General features: G+C 31.5%; 20 protein-coding genes. 7 read left to right on the top strand and 13 right to left on the bottom strand.

What is annotated here, in order from left to right:
- Positions 1-375 precede the first annotated feature (375 nt).
- The gene (locus L2Z92_RS11395) at positions 376-540 is read left to right on the top strand and encodes a hypothetical protein (protein WP_236453078.1); all 165 of its coding nucleotides are present in this window, start codon (positions 376-378) and stop codon (positions 538-540) included.
- A 51-nt stretch (positions 541-591) separates the two neighbouring features.
- Here L2Z92_RS11395 and L2Z92_RS11390 read toward each other — a convergent pair whose 3' ends face one another.
- Positions 592-1,326 (bottom strand): SDR family oxidoreductase, encoded by a 735-nt coding sequence (locus L2Z92_RS11390; RefSeq protein WP_236453074.1) that lies wholly within the window; start codon positions 1,324-1,326, stop codon positions 592-594.
- 102 nt (positions 1,327-1,428) lie between these two features.
- On the opposite strand from L2Z92_RS11390, the gene L2Z92_RS11385 reads away from it, so the two are divergent.
- Entirely contained in the window at positions 1,429-1,782 is a 354-nt protein-coding gene (locus tag L2Z92_RS11385) for a winged helix-turn-helix transcriptional regulator (protein ID WP_236453071.1), read from the top strand.
- A 150-nt stretch (positions 1,783-1,932) separates the two neighbouring features.
- On the opposite strand, the gene L2Z92_RS11380 is transcribed toward L2Z92_RS11385, so the two are convergent.
- Complete coding sequence (locus tag L2Z92_RS11380; protein ID WP_236453069.1) at positions 1,933-2,187, bottom strand: hypothetical protein; 255 nt, start codon at positions 2,185-2,187, stop codon at positions 1,933-1,935.
- A gap of 158 nt (positions 2,188-2,345) precedes the next feature.
- Positions 2,346-2,681, bottom strand: coding sequence for a hypothetical protein (locus L2Z92_RS11375; protein WP_236453068.1), 336 nt, complete (start codon positions 2,679-2,681; stop codon positions 2,346-2,348).
- Between the two features lie 683 nt (positions 2,682-3,364).
- On the opposite strand from L2Z92_RS11375, the gene L2Z92_RS11370 reads away from it, so the two are divergent.
- A complete protein-coding gene (locus L2Z92_RS11370; RefSeq protein ID WP_236453067.1) occupies positions 3,365-3,844 on the top strand; it encodes a hypothetical protein in 480 nt (159 codons plus the stop codon).
- 234 nt (positions 3,845-4,078) lie between these two features.
- Positions 4,079-5,638: a vWA domain-containing protein gene (locus L2Z92_RS11365; RefSeq protein WP_319800370.1), complete on the top strand. Its 1,560-nt coding sequence runs from the start codon at positions 4,079-4,081 to the stop codon at positions 5,636-5,638.
- A gap of 79 nt (positions 5,639-5,717) precedes the next feature.
- On the opposite strand, the gene mtaB is transcribed toward L2Z92_RS11365, so the two are convergent.
- Entirely contained in the window at positions 5,718-7,046 is a 1,329-nt protein-coding gene (gene mtaB / locus L2Z92_RS11360; protein WP_236453066.1) for a tRNA (N(6)-L-threonylcarbamoyladenosine(37)-C(2))-methylthiotransferase MtaB, read from the bottom strand.
- A 158-nt stretch (positions 7,047-7,204) separates the two neighbouring features.
- Between mtaB and L2Z92_RS11355 the strand changes: the two genes are divergently transcribed.
- The 3 genes from L2Z92_RS11355 to L2Z92_RS11345 are packed head-to-tail and all read left to right on the top strand — an operon-like array spanning position 7,205 to position 8,129.
- Positions 7,205-7,498, top strand: coding sequence for a hypothetical protein (locus L2Z92_RS11355; RefSeq protein ID WP_236453063.1), 294 nt, complete (start codon positions 7,205-7,207; stop codon positions 7,496-7,498).
- A 10-nt stretch (positions 7,499-7,508) separates the two neighbouring features.
- Positions 7,509-7,805, top strand: coding sequence for a hypothetical protein (locus tag L2Z92_RS11350; protein WP_236453059.1), 297 nt, complete (start codon positions 7,509-7,511; stop codon positions 7,803-7,805).
- 21 nt (positions 7,806-7,826) lie between these two features.
- A complete protein-coding gene (locus L2Z92_RS11345) occupies positions 7,827-8,129 on the top strand; it encodes a hypothetical protein (protein WP_236453057.1) in 303 nt (100 codons plus the stop codon).
- Positions 8,130-8,293: 164 nt separating this feature from the next.
- Here the strand turns inward: L2Z92_RS11345 and L2Z92_RS11340 are convergent, their stop codons facing one another.
- The 9 genes from L2Z92_RS11340 to nusG all read right to left on the bottom strand — a co-directional run bounded on the left by L2Z92_RS11340 (position 8,294) and on the right by nusG (position 20,685).
- Positions 8,294-8,803: a GNAT family N-acetyltransferase gene (locus L2Z92_RS11340; RefSeq protein WP_264554423.1), complete on the bottom strand. Its 510-nt coding sequence runs from the start codon at positions 8,801-8,803 to the stop codon at positions 8,294-8,296.
- Positions 8,804-9,105: 302 nt separating this feature from the next.
- Positions 9,106-9,432: a DUF3467 domain-containing protein gene (locus L2Z92_RS11335; protein ID WP_236453052.1), complete on the bottom strand. Its 327-nt coding sequence runs from the start codon at positions 9,430-9,432 to the stop codon at positions 9,106-9,108.
- 74 nt (positions 9,433-9,506) lie between these two features.
- The gene (gene rpoC, locus L2Z92_RS11330) at positions 9,507-13,814 is read right to left on the bottom strand and encodes a DNA-directed RNA polymerase subunit beta' (RefSeq protein WP_236453051.1); all 4,308 of its coding nucleotides are present in this window, start codon (positions 13,812-13,814) and stop codon (positions 9,507-9,509) included.
- A 224-nt stretch (positions 13,815-14,038) separates the two neighbouring features.
- Positions 14,039-17,851 carry a DNA-directed RNA polymerase subunit beta gene (gene rpoB / locus L2Z92_RS11325; RefSeq protein WP_236453046.1) on the bottom strand — a complete coding sequence of 1,271 codons (3,813 nt, stop codon included), beginning with the start codon at positions 17,849-17,851 and terminating at the stop codon, positions 14,039-14,041.
- A gap of 121 nt (positions 17,852-17,972) precedes the next feature.
- Entirely contained in the window at positions 17,973-18,341 is a 369-nt protein-coding gene (gene rplL / locus L2Z92_RS11320; protein ID WP_236453045.1) for a 50S ribosomal protein L7/L12, read from the bottom strand.
- A 56-nt stretch (positions 18,342-18,397) separates the two neighbouring features.
- Positions 18,398-18,895 (bottom strand): 50S ribosomal protein L10, encoded by a 498-nt coding sequence (gene rplJ / locus L2Z92_RS11315; RefSeq protein ID WP_236453040.1) that lies wholly within the window; start codon positions 18,893-18,895, stop codon positions 18,398-18,400.
- 23 nt (positions 18,896-18,918) lie between these two features.
- Positions 18,919-19,608 (bottom strand): 50S ribosomal protein L1, encoded by a 690-nt coding sequence (gene rplA / locus L2Z92_RS11310; RefSeq protein WP_236453038.1) that lies wholly within the window; start codon positions 19,606-19,608, stop codon positions 18,919-18,921.
- 19 nt (positions 19,609-19,627) lie between these two features.
- Positions 19,628-20,065 (bottom strand): 50S ribosomal protein L11, encoded by a 438-nt coding sequence (gene rplK, locus L2Z92_RS11305; protein WP_236458848.1) that lies wholly within the window; start codon positions 20,063-20,065, stop codon positions 19,628-19,630.
- A gap of 68 nt (positions 20,066-20,133) precedes the next feature.
- The gene (nusG, locus tag L2Z92_RS11300) at positions 20,134-20,685 is read right to left on the bottom strand and encodes a transcription termination/antitermination protein NusG (RefSeq protein ID WP_236453037.1); all 552 of its coding nucleotides are present in this window, start codon (positions 20,683-20,685) and stop codon (positions 20,134-20,136) included.
- Positions 20,686-20,690: the final 5 nt, after the last annotated feature.

The following is a 20,690-nucleotide window of genomic DNA, read 5'->3' as shown; positions in this document are numbered from 1 at the left end:
CTCAACCAAATAACTTACCCTAAAATAAAAACAATCTTACTATTTAGTGTTTTTTCATTCCTATTTCTTGTTTCTTATGTCTGGAACTTTTCTTTTTCATGGGCGTTCATTTTTGGAGTTAACGATTATATCATTTTTCTCCTTTTCACATTATTCATAGGGTTCATCATTACTTTTCTTATTGATAAAAAACACAAAACTAAACTCAAAATCTATTGCATTATTCCTTTATTTCAGCTACTTATAATCAGTTTAGCTGCTAATCCTATTAGAACATGGCAAATAGAAAAATCAAAGAATGAAACGGTCTATATAAGCGAACTCATTGAAAATTATAAAACTCAGTATAAAAACTACCCGAGCTCCTAACAAGAATTGGAAAGCAAAACAAAAATTGACATACCTAGAAGAAATTATATTGGTACAAAATATAAATATGTAATTTCTGAAGATGGAAATTTCTCTCTTTATTTTAAATCATATTATGGTTATGATTATCATTACAATCCTAAAAAAAACGAATGGATTACTAATGATTAATTATTAGCAATCCATTACTTTACAACCTGATCAGTTAAACCATTCTAAACCTTACAAGGTAGATCCTCCATCTACTACAATTTTTTCATTTCGTAGCACTAAAGAATTATCAGAAACTAAAAATTCCACTACTGGTGCAATATCTTCAGGTAGCACTACTCTACCTATTGGAGATGTTTCTGAAAAATGTTGTAATAATCCATCAATAGCTTCGTCTGTCATTCCCGATTTCTTCTGAATAGGCGTATGCGTTACTCCAGGACTAACGACATTTACTCGAATTCCTTTCTGAGCCAATTCAAGATTTAACACCTTTGCAATTGCTTCTAATGCTGCTTTGCTTGCCGAATAGATACTTGCGTTTGGAAAAGCTTTAAAAACAGCTATTGATGTATTCAAAACAACACTCGAAGGATTTTTAAGCAACGGAATAAACTTTTGTACTGTAAAAAAAGCGCCTTTAAAGTTAATATTCATGGTTTCATCAAACAATACCTCATTAGTATCTTCAAATGAAATCGATTTAAATATTCCTGCATTTACAAACAAACCGTCAATCGTGCCGTGATTTTCTTTAATCTGATTCACCAAAGTATCAATATCGCTTAAAATACTTGTATCCGAAACATATCCAGCTGCTTTTTCTCCCAGTTCGTTTAATGCTTTTTGTAAACTCTCTTGGTTTCTACCTGTAATTATTACTTGATAGTTTTTAGAAATTAAATATTTTGCACAAGCTAATCCGATTCCGCTTGTTCCTCCTGTTATGACAATTACTTTATTCATTTTGTATTTATTTTTGAACAAAACTAGATTATTACTAACTTTGAAACAAGTACTTACTAAATGGTAAGTAACTGACTTTTAACTCGGAATATTATTACCATTATGGAAATAGATACAAAAATAATTGAAGAAAAATACATCATTGCTGAAGAATGCCCAATTACTATTTTTATGGAGCAAATTGGTGGCAAATGGAAGCCTGTAATTGTTTGGCTATTATTAGATCGTGAAGTGATGCGTTTTAACGAATTAGACAAAACAATAAAAGGAATTAGCCAGAAAATGTTATCGCAACAATTGAAAGATTTGGAACAATTAGGCGCTATTACTAGAAAGTCTTATCCTGTAATTCCGCCCAAAGTTGAATATAGCTTAACTGAAAAAGGAAAATCTTTAGCACCACTTCTAAAATCAATGAAAGCGTGGACGTATGAGCATATTATTGAAAAAAAATGACATAATCTTCTATCTTAGCTTAAAAAACAAAACCTCGTTTCAATATAAAACGAAGTATTGCCCGGTTTCTAACAAAACCAAATAAAAATAAAAATAAAGATAAAATATAAGTGAATTAGTGGTAAATGTTAATCGGTACTAAACATTAAATCAATTAAAAACTTGCGTTTTTAATGCTTCAATATTGTTTTCTTTTCTTTTTGCTGCTTCAACAATTTTCACTATTTGTGTTTCTACTCTAATATTTTCGGTTTTCCCGTTAATTATATCTTGAATAGATTTAGGCGAAAACTGCTTTCCTCTTGCATTTAAAATTCTTTTTTTGTTTAAAATTGGAATAATAGTTTTGCTTGGTTGTTTTCCTAAATATCTAACTATTATTTCTTTTTCTGATGACTTAATCATAACTCACTTTTTATCATTTATTTTTTTCTAAAAAGTAAAACTATTTTTCTGAGATTCATTATCATTCTATTAAAACAGCATTATCTAGAGTAATCAGTTTATTTACACTAAAAAAAATGAAATTTTAATATACTCTTTTCCTAAACAAAACTTTAAAACTAATCTGTATTTACAGCCTTTCTAAGTTTTTCTTCAATTGATGCAACACTGTTTTTAAAATATATTGCTCCTCCATTTTTATAAAACTTTTCGAAGTCATAGAACAGCATCGTCATAAAATGAAACGAAGCTAATTTATCCATTTGATCTGCAACTTTTTCTATTAATATAGGAACCGATTTCATACAAAATTCTCCTATAAAATTAAAATAATCAGAAGTAAGCTGTTTTAAATAGCCTTCAACATTTTCTAATAATTCAATTTGAATGTATAAAAAATCATCAATATTCGATGCTCTGTCTAATATCTTACCAATTTCGTGATTTGTGTACATGTGATATTAATATTTAAGTGTTATTTATAAAAGTAATGAAAGTTACATTAACAAATGTATATTTTAAGACACTTTAACTACTCTAAATGAATGTGATTATCATTAAAAAAACTACTAACTTAATTTATTTTTCTTCATATTATTCACCAAACACAATGACTAACATATTACAGTCGACCAAATGCGTTTTTATACCTATGAGCTGATAATTAAAAGTAGCTTAAAGTTATATTTCTAATTTAAAATATACATATAATAACTGTTTTGTTTTTTGTTGAATTTATTTTTCATTGCTAGCGCTATACACTAAAAAACAAAATCGACCTTGGAATTTATACAAACAAGTTTACATGAATGCCTACATTTTAAATCTTCGATTAACCTACACTTAAATTGGAATTTTTTGAATTGTTGCTGTCATTGATTTTGTTTTATTTGTTTGTTTATTTGATAACGAACCAGAGTTTTATAGTCCTCCTTTCTTTAACGCAAACCCTTAGCTAGTATTGAATTACGAAAAAACATATTCAGTGACACTAATTTCACTCCATAGTATTATTGCCTATAGCATTTTTTTACTATATTCGCTTTTCATATCAATTCGCTTTCAAGTAGTTTTTAATTCGTTTTGATGTAGCTAATATACAAACAAGTTTTGATTATACAATCAAATTTTTACAAAAATGCAAACTTTTTTCAAAAGATTATTACATATAGTTGAATTTCAAGGATTTAAAAACATTAATGATTTTGCATTAAATGGTTTAAAATATGAAAGTTCTAGTAAATTGAACCGTTTAAAGGATGATACTAATAAACCATCTGTAGATATTTTATTAGACATTGCAAAACGTTTTAATAATATAGACACACATTGGTTACTAACTGGTGAAGGTGATTTTTTACTATCTCGCAAAAATGCAAACCTTCAAGATCCTAGTGAAGAATATAGATCTGAAGCCAGTATTCAATTGACTAAAAACTATGCTTCATTGAAGGAAAGTGTCGTTTTAAAAGATGAAATTATTCAAAGCCTGAAAGATAAAATCGAAATACAAGAGAAACAATTAAAACCATTCATTGATTTGATTGAACAGTTGGAAGCGCGACTTAGTACTGTTGAAAGCTTTCAAGAAGTTATAAAACAAAAAATAAACGATTAAGGAATTTCTTTCCTAATACATAAAACAGTCTGCTAAATCATTTAGTAGACTTTTTTTATACCTATACAATTCTACTTACTTAATTAAACTTATCTAAATTCTATGCTATTAGCATTTTACACAAATAACTGGCATTAAATTTGAGAGTAACTATTTGACAATTTATCTAGGTTAAAAATCCCAATACAAGTTGTTAAATCGCTAAAAAAATCTATAACATTTTAAATTTATTAAATGAAAAAGCATCATTTATTTTCAAGTTTCTTTCTATTACTCCTTTTTACAAATTGCAAGAACAACTCAGCATCAAGACATTACAATATAGAAGAAACCATGGAGGCTGTAGAAGCTTTTGAACCTTTGATTATTGACGAACCGCAAACTGGTTTAGAAACAAATACTGAAAGCTATGCAGAGGTGGAAGAAAATCCTTTTGAATCTCCAAATAAAAGTCCACTTTCTACTTTTTCAATTGATGTAGATAATGCTTCCTATACCAACATAAGACGCTTTCTTAATGATGGACAAAAAGTTCCTAAAGATGCTGTTAGAGTTGAAGAAATGATGAACTTTTTCAAGTATTCCTATCCGCAACCTAAAGACGCTCATCCATTTTCAATTAATACAGAGTACAGTCAAAGCCCGTGGAATGAAAATCATAAATTATTAAAAATTGGTCTGCAAGGGAAAGACATTCCTATGACAAATTTACCTCTTTCTAATTTCGTATTCCTAATCGATGTTTCTGGCTCAATGAGTGATGCTAACAAACTTCCTCTTTTAAAAGAATCGATGAAGATATTGGTTAAAGAACTTCGTGAAAAAGACAAAGTTTCGATAGTAGTTTATGCTGGTTCCGCAGGAGTTGTTTTAAAACCAACTTCTGGAGATGAAAAAGAAAAAATCATGGATGCTTTTGATGATTTAAATGCTGGTGGAAGTACTTCTGGTGGAGAAGGCATCGAATTAGCGTACAAATTAGCGGAACAAAACTTTATAAAAGAAGGAAACAATCGTATAATTATTGCAACTGATGGCGATTTTAATGTTGGTATTTCATCTGATTCTGAAATGGAAGATTTGATTGAAGAGAAAAGAAAATCAGGTGTATATTTAACTGTTTTAGGTTTTGGTATGGGAAATTACAAGGACAGTAAAATGGAGATTTTAGCCGATAAAGGAAATGGAAATTATGCCTATATTGACAACATTCAAGAAGCCAATCGTTTTTTAGGTAAGGAATTTAAAGGGTCAATGTTTGCCATTGCAAAAGATGTTAAAATCCAAGTAGAATTCAATCCAAAACATGTTCAAGCCTATCGATTAATTGGATATGAAAACAGAAAATTAAAGGCGGAAGATTTTAAAAACGATGCTATAGATGCAGGAGAATTGGGAAGTAATCATTCCGTAACTGCTTTGTATGAAATTATTCCAACAGGTGTTGAAAGCAACTATATCGCTTCAGATTTAAAATACACAAAAGCAAATAGCGAAGTAACAAATTATGCTAATGAATTGGCAACGATAAAGTTTAGATACAAAAAACCTGATGGCGACAAGAGTATTGAGATGGTAAAAACAATTGAAAACAAATCGATTTCATTAGACAATAGTTCTGCCGATTTTAAATTTTGTACTTCTGTTGCTTGGTTTGGATTAAAACTGAGAGAGTCTAAATTGATTAGTAACTCTTCCTCTAGTGCTATTATAAAACTAGCCAAATCTGGTTTAGCAAACGATGAAGATGGCTATAAATCAGAATTCATTAGATTAGCTGAAACAGTAAACTAAGATATCAATAATACAAAATATCCCTCTGAATAAATACAATTTCAGAGGGATATTTATTTTAAGGTAATCTATTTTTTTTTTAAACCGTTACTTCTAAAAAATCAAAACGCACCATTCCGTCTTCATCAATTTTTGTTAATTGCACATCATGTAATGTGTTTACAAATTCTGGATTCCAAGGCGTTTTCACTTTTACATAGTTTTCGGTAAATCCATGAATATATCCTTCTTTATTTTCACTTTCAAACAAAACGGTTCTCTTTGTCCCTATCTGATTTTCATAGAAAGCCCTTCTTTTCTTAACAGATAGTCCTCTTAGCATTTTACTTCGCTTAGAACGCACATTAGAAGCCACTACTCCATCCATTTCTGCTGCTTCAGTATTATCCCTCTCCGAATAGGTAAAAACGTGTAAATAGGAAATATCTAATTCGTTTAGAAAATTATAGGTTTCTAAGAAATGTTCTTCTGTTTCTCCAGGAAAACCAACAATCACATCAACACCAATACAAGCATGTGGCATTACTTCTCTAATTTTAGAAACTCTATCAACATAAAGTTCTTTCATATAGCGTCGTTTCATTTTTTTCAAAATGTAGTTGCTTCCACTTTGCAATGGAATATGAAAATGAGGCACAAATGCTCTAGACTTCGAAACCAAATCAATAGTCTCATTTTTCAATAAATTAGGCTCTATAGAAGATATACGTAAACGCTCAATTCCTTCTACTTTGTCTAATTCTGTAACTAAATCTAGAAACGTATGCTCGTGTTTTTTATTTCCAAATTCGCCTTTTCCATAATCTCCAATATTTACACCCGTAAGTACAATCTCTTTAATACCTCTTGAAGAAATTTCTTTAGCATTTTTCAAAACACCTTCCATAGTATCACTTCTAGAAATACCTCTAGCTAAAGGAATAGTGCAATAGGTACATTTATAATCGCATCCATCTTGCACTTTCAAAAAAGCACGCGTTCTATCTCCGATAGAATAACTACCTACATAAAAATCGGCATCTTCAATTTCACAAGAGTGTACTTCACCCATGTCATTTTTTGCCAAATCATTAATATAGTCGGTAATTTTAAATTTTTCGGTAGCGCCTAAAACCAAATCGACACCATCAACTGCTGCTAAATCTTCAGGTTTCAATTGTGCATAACAACCTACTGCTGCAACAAAAGCCTTATCGTTTAGCTTCATTGCTTTTTTTACAATTTGTTTGAATTGTTTGTCTGCATTTTCAGTAACAGAACATGTATTAATAACATACATATCGGCAATTTCTTCAAAATCGACACGTTCAAACCCTTCGTCTTGAAAATTTCTAGCTATTGTAGAAGTTTCAGAGAAATTCAATTTACAGCCTAAAGTATAAAAGGCTACTTTCTTCTTGTTTTCCATATTCTAACTCAATCAATGAAATCGTTGTCAAAAAATTGAGATTGCAAATTTACGCAGATTATTTCTGATAATAAAATGATTATAAATGAATAAAACGCACCTTTTTTGTAACTTTTTCAAGATTTGTTACGTAAAACTATAAACTAAAATTTATAATTATGGCAGGTGAAGGTTTTATGTTGAGCGCAAATACAAGTTTAAAAAACAATAAAAGGAGTAAAAAATCGAGACTAAAAAAGTTTGTAAACACTACTTCTAATGGCCAATCTGAATTGATAGATCACAAGACAGCAACTCCAGAAATGTTAGCCGAAATTAGAGAAAAACTACAAACAGAAAATAAGTTACAACTTAGAAATAAAATCATAAAAACTGTGCTTTTTTTAGTCGCAATTATCGTCGTAGTTGCAATCGTTAATCGTTATTTTTCAAAATTTCTATTAAACAACTAAAACTTACAGTATGGGAGGATATTATGGTTCGCCAGCTTCAGTGATGAAGAACAACAAAGCGCAGCGTGTAAAAAAGCGTACTCTAAAAGATTGGAAAGATTTTGTTGGAGTTAAAGAAATTCAAACAGAAGATCACATTCGGGCAACTCCAGAAATGTTAGCCGAAATTAGAGAAAAACTACAAACAGAAAATAAGTTACAACTTAGAAAAAAAATTATTAAAACTGTGATCTTTATAGCTATTATTATTATTATTATTGTCTTTACAGTTTTGAATCGTTATTTTTCAAAAAACATACTATACTAATTGAATACTAAAAATTAAATTATGGGAGGATATTATGGTTCGCCATCTTCGGTAATGAAGAATAATAAAGCACAGCGCAGAACTGAACGTAAACCAACTGATTGGAGAGATTATATTGGAGCAAAAGATGTTCCTACCGAAGACCACATTCATGCTACACCAGAGTTATTAGCTCAAATAAGAAAAAAAATTCAAAAAGAAAGAAAAGAAAGAATTATTTATCAAATCCTACTTATTATTTTTTCTCTATTTATCACTATACTTATAATTTATGCTATTGGTAATTTAGAATGGCAAGGAATAAATATAAGCAGAATTTCATAATAGTAAATAAAACTATTATGAAATTCGAATAGCTAATTGTCTGTATTAAAAATCATCTCTATAAATAGGAATTCTTAGACAAACAAAAGATAGAGATCATACACCATTCTTGTGTTCCAGATATGCAATCTACTTTGTAAAATAATGACTTAAAATAGAATGAATTATTTAATAGAAACTTCCATAACATAATCGTCCATAATATAATCATTTCCTATATCAATCACTTCTTCTCTAACAATTGAAAAATTAAGTTTTTGATAAAATTCCTTTGCACTATTGTACTTATTTACGTTAAGAAAAACAGCGCTTTGATTACCTAATATTGCTTTATCTTTTACTAATTGAAATAGTTTTTTTCCTACTCCTGTTCCTTGCGTTTCAGGCAATACATAAATTTTATGAATTTTAGTCTTCTGTGGTTCACAATCTAATTCGTAAGAAACAAAACCTAATGGTTTTTTGTTTTCATCTTCAGCAATGTAGAATACATGCTTTTTTGTTTCCAATTGCTCTTTTAAAGCTTCTAAGGAATAGAAACGATTCAACATATAATCAAGTTGTTCTTTTGATAAAATCTCCTTGTAGGCAGAAGGCCAAATTGCAAAAGCTAAATCTTGTATTTTAGGTAATTCTAAGGTAGTAATTTGTCTAATCATAATAAAAAAATGCATACTGTAAATTTACAATATGCATTTAATATTAGATACTAATAACTCAAAAAAAACTTATTCAAATTCTTTCTGAAGAGAATAAGCATATCAAAAAAATAAATCTTAATAGTTTCCTATTAAGAAGAAACACAAAAATGGTCAATAGCATTACTTATCTACACATTTTTAAGTGAAAATTTTTTAATAGCGGTGCAATTTAACTAAAAACATAGAACTAATTTAATTCTTACTCCATTATTCGATTAAAAACTAAATTATTCGATTAAATGAAAAAATCTCATTTTTCAATGAGATTTTCTTTTTTAAGCTTGACCAGTTGGACCAAAATTTAAAGGAATTTGAGGTTGCTCTCCTTCTTCAATTTTACCATGTGCTGCTTCAAATCTTTGAATATTTTCACCTAACGCCTTTAATAATCGTTTTGCATGTTGTGGAGTTAAAACGATTCTAGACTTCACTTTAGCTTTCGGAACACCTGGCATAATAGCTATAAAATCCAAGACAAATTCACTATTTGAATGGTTAATTATTGCCAAATTTGAATAGGTTCCTTCAGCCGTTTTTTCATCTAACTCAATATTAATCTGCCCTTGTTGATTGTTATTATTATTGTTGTTGTTATTCTCCATAATCTTTAAATTTAAAAAAAACCTAACAGAATGAATCTGTTAGGTTTTAGGTTATGTTTAAAAAGTGTCAACTACTAGTAATTAAATTCTTCTTTAGCAGCCATCAACTCATTGTATTCTTCTTTAGAACCTACTATCGTATTATCATATTCTCTCATACCAGTTCCGGCTGGGATTCTATGTCCAACAATAACATTTTCTTTTAATCCTTCTAATGTATCAATTTTACCTGCAACTGCAGCTTCATTTAATACTTTAGTTGTTTCCTGGAACGATGCAGCTGAAATAAATGATTTCGTTTGTAACGATGCTCTAGTAATACCTTGAAGGATTGGCGTAGCAGTTGCCGTAACAACATCTCTCGCTTCAACTAAATTTTTATCTTCACGTTTTAACAATGAATTTTCATCACGTAATTGACGTGGAGTAATAATTTGTCCTTCTTTAAGATTTACAGAATCGCCAGCAGACTCAACTACTTTCATTCCATATAACTTATCATTCTCAACAATAAAGTCTCTTGTATGAGCCAATTGATCTTCTAACATTAGAGTATCTCCTGGATCAACAATTCTAACTTTACGCATCATTTGACGAATTACTACCTCAAAGTGCTTATCATTAATTTTTACCCCTTGTAAACGATATACTTCTTGAATTTCATTTACCAAGTACTGTTGAACAGCAGATGGGCCTTTAATTCTTAAAATATCTTCTGGTGTAATTGCTCCATCAGAAAGAGGTGTACCTGCTTTTACGTAGTCATTTTCTTGAACTAATATTTGATTTGAAAGTTTAACTAAATATTTCTTTACTTCACCAAATTTAGATTCAATAGCCAACTCACGGTTACCTCTTTTAATTTTTCCAAAAGTTACAACACCATCAATCTCAGATACAACAGCTGGATTAGAAGGATTACGAGCTTCTAATAGCTCAGTAATTCTTGGTAAACCTCCTGTAATATCACCTGCTTTAGAAGAACGACGAGGAATCTTAACAAGAATTTTTCCTGCTTTAATTTTCTCTCCGTCATCTACCATAAGGTGAGACCCAACTGGTAAGTTATATGAACGAATTAATTCACCTTCTTTTCCATAAATATGTAAAGTAGGAATTAATTTTTTGTTACGCGCATCAGAAACTACCTTTTCTTGGAATCCTGTTTGCTCATCGATTTCTACAGCAAAAGTTTCACCTTGTTTAATATCTTCATATTCTACTTTACCTGTAAATTCAGAGATAATAACTCCATTATATGGATCCCATTTACAGATTAAAGTACCTTTATCTACAACGTCACTATCTTTTACATTAATAGTAGAACCGTAAGGAATATTATGAGTATTCAAAAGAATACCTGTTTTTTCATCAACTAATTTTAATTCTGTAGAACGTGAAATTACAATATCAATTGCTTTTCCATCTGCATCTTCACCTTTAACAGTTTTTAAATCTTCAATTTCTAAACGTCCTTTGAATTTAGTTACAATACTAGACTCTTCAGACAAACCTCCAGCAACCCCTCCAACGTGGAATGTACGTAATGTTAACTGTGTACCTGGCTCTCCAATAGACTGTGCAGCAATTACACCTACAGCCTCACCTTTTTGAGTCATTTTTCCAGTAGCTAAGTTTCTACCATAACATTTAGCACAAATACCTTTTGTTGCCTCACAAGTTAATGGCGAACGTACTTCAACTCTTTCAATTGGAGATACATTAATTTTCTTAACATATGCTTCAGTAATTTGTTCTCCAGCTTGGATAATAACTTCTGAAGTTAAAGGATCAATAATATCTTGAAGCGCTACACGCCCTAGAATTCTTTCTCCTAAGGTTTCAACAATTTCTTCATTTTTCTTCAATGCAGAAACTTCAATTCCTCTTAAAGTACCACAGTCTACAGAGTTTACAATTACATCCTGAGATACATCATGTAACCTTCTTGTTAAATATCCTGCATCGGCAGTTTTAAGTGCAGTATCGGCAAGACCTTTACGAGCACCGTGAGTAGAAATAAAGTATTCAAGAATTGAAAGACCTTCCTTAAAGTTAGAAAGAATCGGGTTTTCAATAATTTCACCACCACCAGCAGTCGATTTTTTAGGCTTAGCCATCAAACCACGCATACCAGTTAACTGACGAATTTGCTCTTTCGATCCCCTTGCTCCAGAATCAAGCATCATAAATACAGAGTTAAATCCTTGTTGATCTTCTCTAATATTTTTCATTGCTAATTCTGTTAATTCAGCATTTGCAGATGTCCATATATCAATAACTTGGTTATAACGCTCATTATTTGTAATAAGACCCATGTTATAGTTTAATGAAATACCTTCTACCTGAACACGAGCATCAGCAATTAAATTTTGCTTTTGATCTGGAATTCTAATATCTCCTAATGAGAATGATAAACCACCTTCAAAGGCAAATTTATATCCCATATTTTTAATGTTATCTAGAAAATCTGCAGTAACAGGAACACTAGTAACACCTAAGATTTTACCAATAATATCACGTAATGATTTTTTTGTTAAAACCTCATTTATATATCCTGCAGCTTCAGGCACTACTTGATTAAAAAGTACTCTACCCGCTGTAGTTTGAATAATTTTATAAACTAATTCACCTTCTTCATTAAAGTCTTTTGTTCGTACCTTAACACGTGCATTCAACTCTACTTTTCCTTCATTCAAAGCAATATTTACTTCTTCTGCAGAATAGAAAGTTAATCCTTGACCTTTAATAACTCTTGTTTCGTCAGTTAAACGTTCTTTGGTCATATAATATAGACCCAAAACCATATCCTGAGAAGGTACAGTAATTGGAGCACCATTTGCAGGGTTAAGAATATTATGTGACGCTAACATTAACAATTGCGCTTCAAGAATAGCTTCTGGTCCTAAAGGTAAATGAACAGCCATCTGGTCACCATCGAAATCGGCATTGAAGGCCGTACATACTAATGGGTGTAGTTGGATTGCTTTTCCTTCAATTAATTTAGGTTGAAACGCTTGTATACCTAATCTGTGAAGAGTAGGAGCACGATTCAATAATACTGGATGTCCTTTAATTACATTTTCAAGAATATCCCATACTACAGGCTCTTTTTTATCTATAATTTTCTTAGCAGATTTTACTGTTTTAACAATACCCCTTTCTATCAATTTACGGATAACGAAAGGTTTGTATAATTCAGCTGCCATATCTTTTGGCAATCCACATTCGAACAATCTCATTTCCGGTCCAACAACAATTACAGAACGTGCAGAATAATCAACACGCTTACCTAATAAATTTTGACGGAAACGACCTTGCTTACCTTTTAATGAATCAGATAATGATTTTAAAGGTCTGTTAGATTCAGTTTTTACTGCTGACGCTTTTCTTGTATTATCAAATAAAGAGTCAACTGCTTCTTGAAGCATACGCTTTTCATTACGTAAGATTACTTCAGGAGCTTTAATTTCCATTAATCTTTTTAAACGATTATTACGGATGATTACTCTTCTGTATAAATCATTCAAATCTGATGTCGCAAAACGACCACCATCAAGTGGTACAAGTGGACGTAATTCAGGTGGAATAACAGGAATCACTTTTAAAATCATCCATTGTGGAAGATTTTCTCTGTTTTTATTTGCTTCACGGAAAGATTCAACAACATTTAGACGCTTTAAAGCCTCTGTTTTACGTTGTTTAGATGTTTCAGTGTTTGCAGCATGACGTAATTGGAAAGATAATGTATCTAAATCGATACGTGCTAATAAATCCATGATACACTCTGCACCCATCTTAGCGATGAACTTATTAGGATCATTATCATCTAAATATAGATTTTCCATTGGAAGCGTATCTAAGATATTTAAATACTCTTCTTCTGTTAAGAAATCTAATCTTTTTAAAGTTTCTCCTTCTAAACCTTGTGCAATACCTGGTTGAATTACTACGTATCTTTCGTAGTAGATTATCATATCTAATTTCTTAGAAGGCAATCCTAAAACGTAACCAATTTTATTTGGTAACGAACGGAAATACCATATATGTGCAATAGGTACAACAAGGTTAATGTGTCCTACTCTATCTCTACGAACTTTTTTCTCCGTTACTTCAACACCACATCGGTCACAAACGATTCCTTTGTAGCGTATTCTTTTATATTTTCCACAAGCACATTCATAATCTTTTACTGGGCCAAAAATACGCTCACAGAAAAGACCATCTCTTTCAGGCTTATGAGTACGATAATTGATAGTCTCTGGCTTTAAAACCTCTCCTCTTGACTCTGCCAAGATAGATTCTGGTGAAGCCAACCCTATCGTTATTCTGTTAAATCTTTTAACAGTATTTTTATCTTTATTATTTCTATTATTCATCATAGTTTTTACTATTGATCTATTTGCAATTAAAAAATTGATTTTGTTTTATGTTTAAATTCATAAAACTACTACCTCGAATTACTTCTCTAAACTTCTAACTAGAGTTATGAAGTGCTAATTATAAAAAATATAAAAAATCGGAACGGTTTACGGGTATAAATCTTAAAAACTTATATAAATTAACAATCAGTCTCTGTTTATGAGACTGATTGTTTAGATACTAATTATTCTTCTAAACGAATGTCTAATCCAAGACCTTTCAATTCATGCATTAATACATTGAATGATTCTGGTAGTCCCGGTTCTGGCATTGATTCTCCTTTTACGATTGCTTCGTAAGTTTTTGCTCTTCCGATTACGTCATCCGATTTAACTGTTAAGATTTCTCTTAAAGTACTAGATGCACCGTAAGCTTCAAGTGCCCAAACCTCCATCTCTCCAAAACGTTGACCTCCAAATTGAGCTTTACCTCCTAATGGTTGTTGTGTAATTAAAGAGTATGGTCCGATAGAACGAGCATGCATTTTATCATCAACCATATGTCCAAGTTTCAACATATAGATAACACCTACAGTTGCTGCTTGATGGAATCTTTCTCCTGTTCCACCATCATATAAATATGTATGACCAAATCTAGGAATTCCAGCTTCATCAGTAAATCCATTAATTTGATCTAAAGTAGCACCGTCAAAAATTGGAGTAGCAAATTTTCTACCCAAGTTCATTCCAGCCCATCCTAAAACAGTCTCATAAATCTGACCAATGTTCATACGCGAAGGTACCCCTAGTGGATTCAATACAATATCTACAGGTGTTCCATCTTCTAAGAAAGGCATATCTTCATGACGAACGATTCTTGCAACAATACCTTTGTTACCGTGACGTCCTGCCATCTTATCACCAACTTTAAGTTTACGTTTTTTAGCAATATAAACTTTAGCTAATTTTAATATACCTGCTGGAAGTTCATCTCCAACTGTAATTGTAAACTTCTCTCTTCTTAACCAACCTTGAAGGTCGTTTAATTTGATTTTATAGTTATGAATTAATTCATTTACTAATTTATTAGTAGCGTCATCAGTTGTCCATTGCCCTTTTGTTAAATGCGCAAAATCATCAACAGATTGTAACATTTTTTTAGTAAACTTCTTGCCTTTTGGTAAAACTTCTTCACCTAAATCATTCATAACACCTTGAGATGTTTTACCATCGATGATTAAGAATAATTTTTCGATTAATCTATCTTTTAAATCATTGAATCTAACTTCAAACTCTATATCAAGTTTGTCGATATCTTCTTTATCTTTAGATCTCTTACGCTTATCTTTAACAGCTTTAGCAAATAATTTCTTATCTAAAACTACACCATGTAATGATGGTGATGCTTTTAAAGATGCATCTTTTACATCTCCTGCTTTATCACCAAAGATAGCACGTAATAATTTTTCTTCTGGAGTTGGATCTGATTCTCCTTTTGGAGTAATTTTTCCAATTAGAATATCGCCAGGCTTAACCTCTGCTCCAATTCTAATCATTCCATTTTCATCTAAATCTTTAGTAGCTTCTTCAGATACGTTAGGAATGTCATTTGTTAATTCTTCATTACCTAATTTAGTATCTCTAACTTCTAATGAATAATCATCAATATGAATTGATGTAAATATATCATCACGAACTACTTTCTCAGAAATAACAATTGCATCCTCGAAGTTATAACCTTTCCAAGGCATAAATGCCACTTTCAAGTTTCTTCCGATTGCTAATTCTCCATTTTGAGTTGCATAACCTTCACAAAGAACTTGACCTTTAGTTACTCTATCACCTTTTCTGATAATAGGTTTAAGGTTTATACAAGTACTTTGATTTGTCTTTCTAAATTTAATTAACTGATACGTTTTATCATCTTCGTCAAAACTAACTAGTCTTTCTTCTTCAGTTCTATCGTATTTAATTGTAATTTTATTAGAGTCAACATATGCAACAACTCCATCACCTTCTGCATTAATCAAAACTCTTGAATCTGATGCAACTTGTCTTTCTAAACCAGTACCAACAATTGGAGATTCTGGTCTTAATAAAGGAACAGCTTGGCGCATCATATTAGATCCCATCAAGGCTCTATTCGCATCATCATGCTCTAGGAAAGGAATTAAAGATGCAGAAATTGAAGCAATTTGATTTGGTGCGACATCGGCATAATCAATTTTTGTTGGTTCAACAACTGGGAAATCTCCTTCTTCCCTTGCAATTACATTTTCTGGAAGTATTTTACCTCTTTCATCAATATCAATATTTGCTTGAGAAATTAATTTTCCTTCTTCTTCTTCAGCACTTAAATAAATTGGTTCACTTTCAATATCAATAACACCATCGTTTACTTTACGGTAAGGTGTTTCGATGAATCCCATTCCGTTAACTTTAGCATAAACTGCTAAAGATGAAATCAGACCAATATTTGGTCCCTCAGGTGTCTCAATTGGACATAAACGCCCATAATGAGTATAATGAACATCACGAACCTCGAAACCAGCTCTTTCTCTAGATAAACCTCCAGGTCCAAGTGCAGATAAACGACGTTTGTGTGTAATCTCAGCTAAAGGATTGGTTTGATCCATAAACTGTGACAACTGATTTGTTCCAAAGAAAGAGTTAATAACTGAAGATAATGTTTTAGCATTAATCAAATCAATAGGTGTAAACACCTCGTTATCTCTAACGTTCATTCTTTCTCTAATAGTTCTTGCCATACGTGCAAGACCAACACCAAATTGTGAAGACAATTGTTCACCAACTGTTCTTACACGTCTGTTTGATAAGTGATCAATATCATCAATCTCTGCTTTAGAGTTTATTAATTCGATCAAATACTTAACAATAGTTATAATATCCTCTTTGGTTAAGACTTGCTTTTCCATTGGAATATCCAACTGTAACTTTTTGTTCATTCTATAACGACCAACTTCACCTAAGTTATAACGTTGATCTGAAAAGAATAATTTATCTATAATACCTCGAGCAGTTTCTTCATCAGGTGGTTCTGCATTACGCAGTTGGCGATAAATATGCTCTACAGCTTCTTTTTCCGAGTTTGTAGGGTCTTTTTGAAGCGTATTATGAATAATCGTGTAATCTGCTGCATTATTATCTTCTTTATGTAAAAGAATTAATTTTACATCAGCATCAATAATCTCTTCTACATTATCTTTATCTAATATTGTATCACGATCTAATATAATTTCATTACGCTCAATAGATACAACTTCTCCTGTATCTTCATCTACGAAATCTTCATGCCAAGTGTTCAAAACACGTGCAGCAAGTCTTCTTCCGATATATTTTTTAATACCTGTTTTAGATACTTTTATTTCTTCAGCTAAATCGAAAATTTCTAAGATATCTTTATCTCTTTCAAAACCGATAGCTCTAAATAAAGTAGTAACTGGTAATTTTTTCTTTCTATCAATATAAGCATACATTACGCTATTGATATCTGTAGCAAATTCTATCCAAGATCCTTTAAAAGGAATAACCCTCGCAGAATATAGCTTAGTTCCATTAGCATGGAAAGATTGACCAAAGAAAACACCTGGAGATCTGTGTAATTGAGAAACAACAACACGCTCTGCACCATTAATAACAAACGTTCCACTTGGTGTCATATAAGGTATAGTCCCTAAATACACATCCTGAACAATAGTTTCAAAATCTTCATGTTCTGGATCTGTACAATATAGTTTTAACCTAGCTTTTAAAGGTACACTATATGTTAACCCTCTATCAATACATTCTTCAATGGTATATCTTGGTGGGTCTATAAAATAATCAAGGAATTCTAAAACGAATTGATTTCTCGTATCCGTAATTGGGAAATTTTCCATGAAGGTATTATAGAGACCTTCGTTGCCTCTTTCATCAGATTTAGTTTCCAATTGGAAAAAATCTTTAAAAGACTTAACCTGAATATCCAAGAAATCTGGATAATTAGGTATGTTTTTAGTAGAAGCAAAATTTAATCTTTCAGTCTGATTAGCAATCATCAATGGACAAATTTTTATTTAGAAAAAAATTAAAAACGTATAAACGATAATATACGCAAAATGGTTTAGGTCTTTGAGAGCAATCTCAAGACCTAAACCTGCTTTATAACCTTAGTTTAGCTTATTTAAGCTCAACTACAGCTCCAGCTTCCTCTAAAGATTTTTTAAGACCTTCAGCCTCATCTTTAGAAACTCCTTCTTTAACATTAGTTGGAGCAGAATCTACCATATCTTTAGCCTCTTTAAGACCTAAACCAGTTAATTCTTTAACAGCTTTTACAACAGCTAATTTAGAAGCACCAGCTTCTTTTAATACAACTGTGAATTCTGATTGTTCTGCAGCAGCAGCACCATCACCACCACCTGAAACAACAACTGCAGCAGCTGCTGGTTCTATACCATACTCATCTTTTAATATTGTTGCTAATTCGTTAACTTCTTTAACTGTTAAGTTAACCAATTGTTCTGCGAATTGTTTCAAATCTGCCATTTTTTCTATCTTTTAAAATGTTTTGTAAAAAAATATATTTGTTATAGTGCGTTCTATTATTCAGCTGCTTCTTCTTTACCCTCTTGGTTTTGAAGAGCCGCAATAACTCTTTGAACTGGAGATTGAAGTAATCCAATGATTTCTCCAATAAGTTCTTCTTTAGATTTAATAGTTGATAATGTTTCTAATTGATCATCACCAATATAAATTTCAGAATTAATGTATGCTCCTTTTAAAAGAGGCTTTGTACCTTTTTTACGGAATTCTTTAATGATCTTTGCAGGTCCATTTGCTGTATCTGCAATCATTATAGATGTATTTCCTTTTAAAACTGATGGTAAATCACCATAGTCAAAATCAGATGCTTCCATAGCTTTTTCAAGCAAAGTATTTTTAACAACTTCTAATTTGATACCTGCTTTAAAACAAGCTCTTCTTAAGTTTGAAGTAGTAGCTGCATCTAGTCCTGAAGTGTCTGCTAAATAAATAACATTCACACCCGCTAACTTTGCAGTTAAATCTTCAATAGCGATTGATTTTTCTTCTCTAGTCATACTAAAAATTTTTAACTACCAAATTATATTGCCTTAGGATCTAAAGCAATAGCAGGACTCATTGTACTAGATAAGTGTATAGACTTAATATAAGTACCTTTAGCTGCAGTTGGTTTTAATTTTATTAATGTTTGAATAATTTCGTAAGCATTGTCATAGATTTTATTTGTATCGAAAGATACTTTACCTATTCCTGCATGAACGATTCCAGTTTTATCAACTTTAAAGTCAATTTTACCTGCTTTCACTTCTTGCACAGCTTTAGCTACATCCATAGTTACAGTACCTGTTTTAGGATTAGGCATTAAACCTCTTGGTCCTAAAATACGTCCTAATGGACCTAATTTACCCATAACAGCTGGCATAGTGATAATTACATCAACATCTGTCCAACCATCTTTAATTTTTTGTAAATAATCATCTAATCCAACGTAGTCAGCACCAGCTTCTTTAGCTTCAGCTTCTTTATCTGGAGTAACAAGTGCTAAAACACGAACATCTTTTCCTGTTCCGTGAGGTAACGTTACTACTCCTCTTACCATTTGATTCGCTTTTCTAGGATCAACTCCAAGACGAACTGCGATATCTACAGACTCATCAAATTTTGCAGAAGAAACTTCTTTAATTAATGCAGAAGCATCTTTTAAAGAATATTGTTTATTCTTTTCAATTTTTGAAACAGCCTCTTTTTGCTTTTTTGTCAATTTTGCCATGTCTAATTCTTTTCAACGATTAAAAAGGAGCGTCTCCTGATACTGTTATACCCATAGATCTAGCTGTTCCTGCTACCATACTCATTGCTTTTTCAATTGTAAAAGCATTTAAATCTGGCATCTTGTCTTCAGCAATAGTTCTGATTTGATCCCAAGTAACATTTGCTACTTTCTTACGATTTGGTTCACCTGAACCAGACTTAGCTTTTGCTGCCTCTAAAATTTGAATTGCAGCTGGTGGAGTTTTAACAACAAATTCAAATGATTTGTCTTTGTACACAGTAATCTGTACTGGTAAAACTTTGCCGGGTTTATCTTGTGTTCTAGCATTGAATTGCTTACAGAACTCCATGATGTTAACACCAGCAGCCCCCAAAGCAGGTCCAACCGGTGGCGATGGATTCGCTGCACCTCCCTTAACTTGTAGTTTAACTACTTTACTAACTTCTTTTGCCATTTTTTTAAAAAAATTTAGCACATCTATCAATTGGAAGCGATTGATGTGTTTTTATATGTAACTTAATATTATACTTTTTCTACTTGCATAAAACTTAACTCTAATGGTGTTTTTCTTCCGAAAATCTTAACCATAACTTCAAGTTTACGCTTTTCATCATTAACTTTCTCAATTGTACCATTAAAACCATTGAAAGGGCCATCAATAACTTTGATTGTTTCACCAACAGAAAACGGAATAGCAACGTTATCTATTTTCACAGATAACTCATCTACTTTACCAAGCATTCTATTAACTTCAGACATCCTTAAAGGCACAGGCTCTCCGCCTTTGGTTTCACCAAGAAATCCAATAACTCCAGGAACAGATTTAATTATATGAGGAACCTCACCTGTTAGGTTAGCTTCAACCATAATATAGCCAGGGAAATACACTTTTTCCTTAGCTATTTTTTTTCCATCCTTAATTTGCACAACTTTTTCTGTAGGAACAAGAACTTGAGACACATAATCCTCCATTCCTAATCTTACAGTTTCAGTTTCTATATAAGCTTTTACTTTGTTTTCCTGACCACTTACAGCTCTTACTACATACCACTTCTTTACACTACTATCTGCCATAAAGA

Source organism: Flavobacterium jumunjinense (assembly GCF_021650975.2).
Lineage (GTDB): Bacteria > Bacteroidota > Bacteroidia > Flavobacteriales > Flavobacteriaceae > Flavobacterium > Flavobacterium jumunjinense.
This window is presented reverse-complemented; position numbering and strand designations above follow the sequence as displayed.

What these genes read in the sequence shown, in the direction of transcription:
- L2Z92_RS11390 (WP_236453074.1), bottom strand. Translation starts at nt 1,326, where the DNA reads ATGAATAAAGTAATTGTCATAACAGGAGGAACAAGCGGAATCGGATTA.
- L2Z92_RS11385 (WP_236453071.1), top strand. Translation starts at nt 1,429, where the DNA reads ATGGAAATAGATACAAAAATAATTGAAGAAAAATACATCATTGCTGAA.
- L2Z92_RS11380 (WP_236453069.1), bottom strand. Translation starts at nt 2,187, where the DNA reads ATGATTAAGTCATCAGAAAAAGAAATAATAGTTAGATATTTAGGAAAA.
- L2Z92_RS11375 (WP_236453068.1), bottom strand. Translation starts at nt 2,681, where the DNA reads ATGTACACAAATCACGAAATTGGTAAGATATTAGACAGAGCATCGAAT.
- L2Z92_RS11370 (WP_236453067.1), top strand. Translation starts at nt 3,365, where the DNA reads ATGCAAACTTTTTTCAAAAGATTATTACATATAGTTGAATTTCAAGGA.
- L2Z92_RS11365 (WP_319800370.1), top strand. Translation starts at nt 4,079, where the DNA reads ATGAAAAAGCATCATTTATTTTCAAGTTTCTTTCTATTACTCCTTTTT.
- mtaB (WP_236453066.1), bottom strand. Translation starts at nt 7,046, where the DNA reads ATGGAAAACAAGAAGAAAGTAGCCTTTTATACTTTAGGCTGTAAATTG.
- L2Z92_RS11355 (WP_236453063.1), top strand. Translation starts at nt 7,205, where the DNA reads ATGGCAGGTGAAGGTTTTATGTTGAGCGCAAATACAAGTTTAAAAAAC.
- L2Z92_RS11350 (WP_236453059.1), top strand. Translation starts at nt 7,509, where the DNA reads ATGGGAGGATATTATGGTTCGCCAGCTTCAGTGATGAAGAACAACAAA.
- L2Z92_RS11345 (WP_236453057.1), top strand. Translation starts at nt 7,827, where the DNA reads ATGGGAGGATATTATGGTTCGCCATCTTCGGTAATGAAGAATAATAAA.
- L2Z92_RS11340 (WP_264554423.1), bottom strand. Translation starts at nt 8,803, where the DNA reads ATGCATTTTTTTATTATGATTAGACAAATTACTACCTTAGAATTACCT.
- L2Z92_RS11335 (WP_236453052.1), bottom strand. Translation starts at nt 9,432, where the DNA reads ATGGAGAATAACAACAACAATAATAATAACAATCAACAAGGGCAGATT.
- rpoC (WP_236453051.1), bottom strand. Translation starts at nt 13,814, where the DNA reads ATGATGAATAATAGAAATAATAAAGATAAAAATACTGTTAAAAGATTT.
- rpoB (WP_236453046.1), bottom strand. Translation starts at nt 17,851, where the DNA reads ATGATTGCTAATCAGACTGAAAGATTAAATTTTGCTTCTACTAAAAAC.
- rplL (WP_236453045.1), bottom strand. Translation starts at nt 18,341, where the DNA reads ATGGCAGATTTGAAACAATTCGCAGAACAATTGGTTAACTTAACAGTT.
- rplJ (WP_236453040.1), bottom strand. Translation starts at nt 18,895, where the DNA reads ATGACTAGAGAAGAAAAATCAATCGCTATTGAAGATTTAACTGCAAAG.
- rplA (WP_236453038.1), bottom strand. Translation starts at nt 19,608, where the DNA reads ATGGCAAAATTGACAAAAAAGCAAAAAGAGGCTGTTTCAAAAATTGAA.
- rplK (WP_236458848.1), bottom strand. Translation starts at nt 20,065, where the DNA reads ATGGCAAAAGAAGTTAGTAAAGTAGTTAAACTACAAGTTAAGGGAGGT.
- nusG (WP_236453037.1), bottom strand. Translation starts at nt 20,685, where the DNA reads ATGGCAGATAGTAGTGTAAAGAAGTGGTATGTAGTAAGAGCTGTAAGT.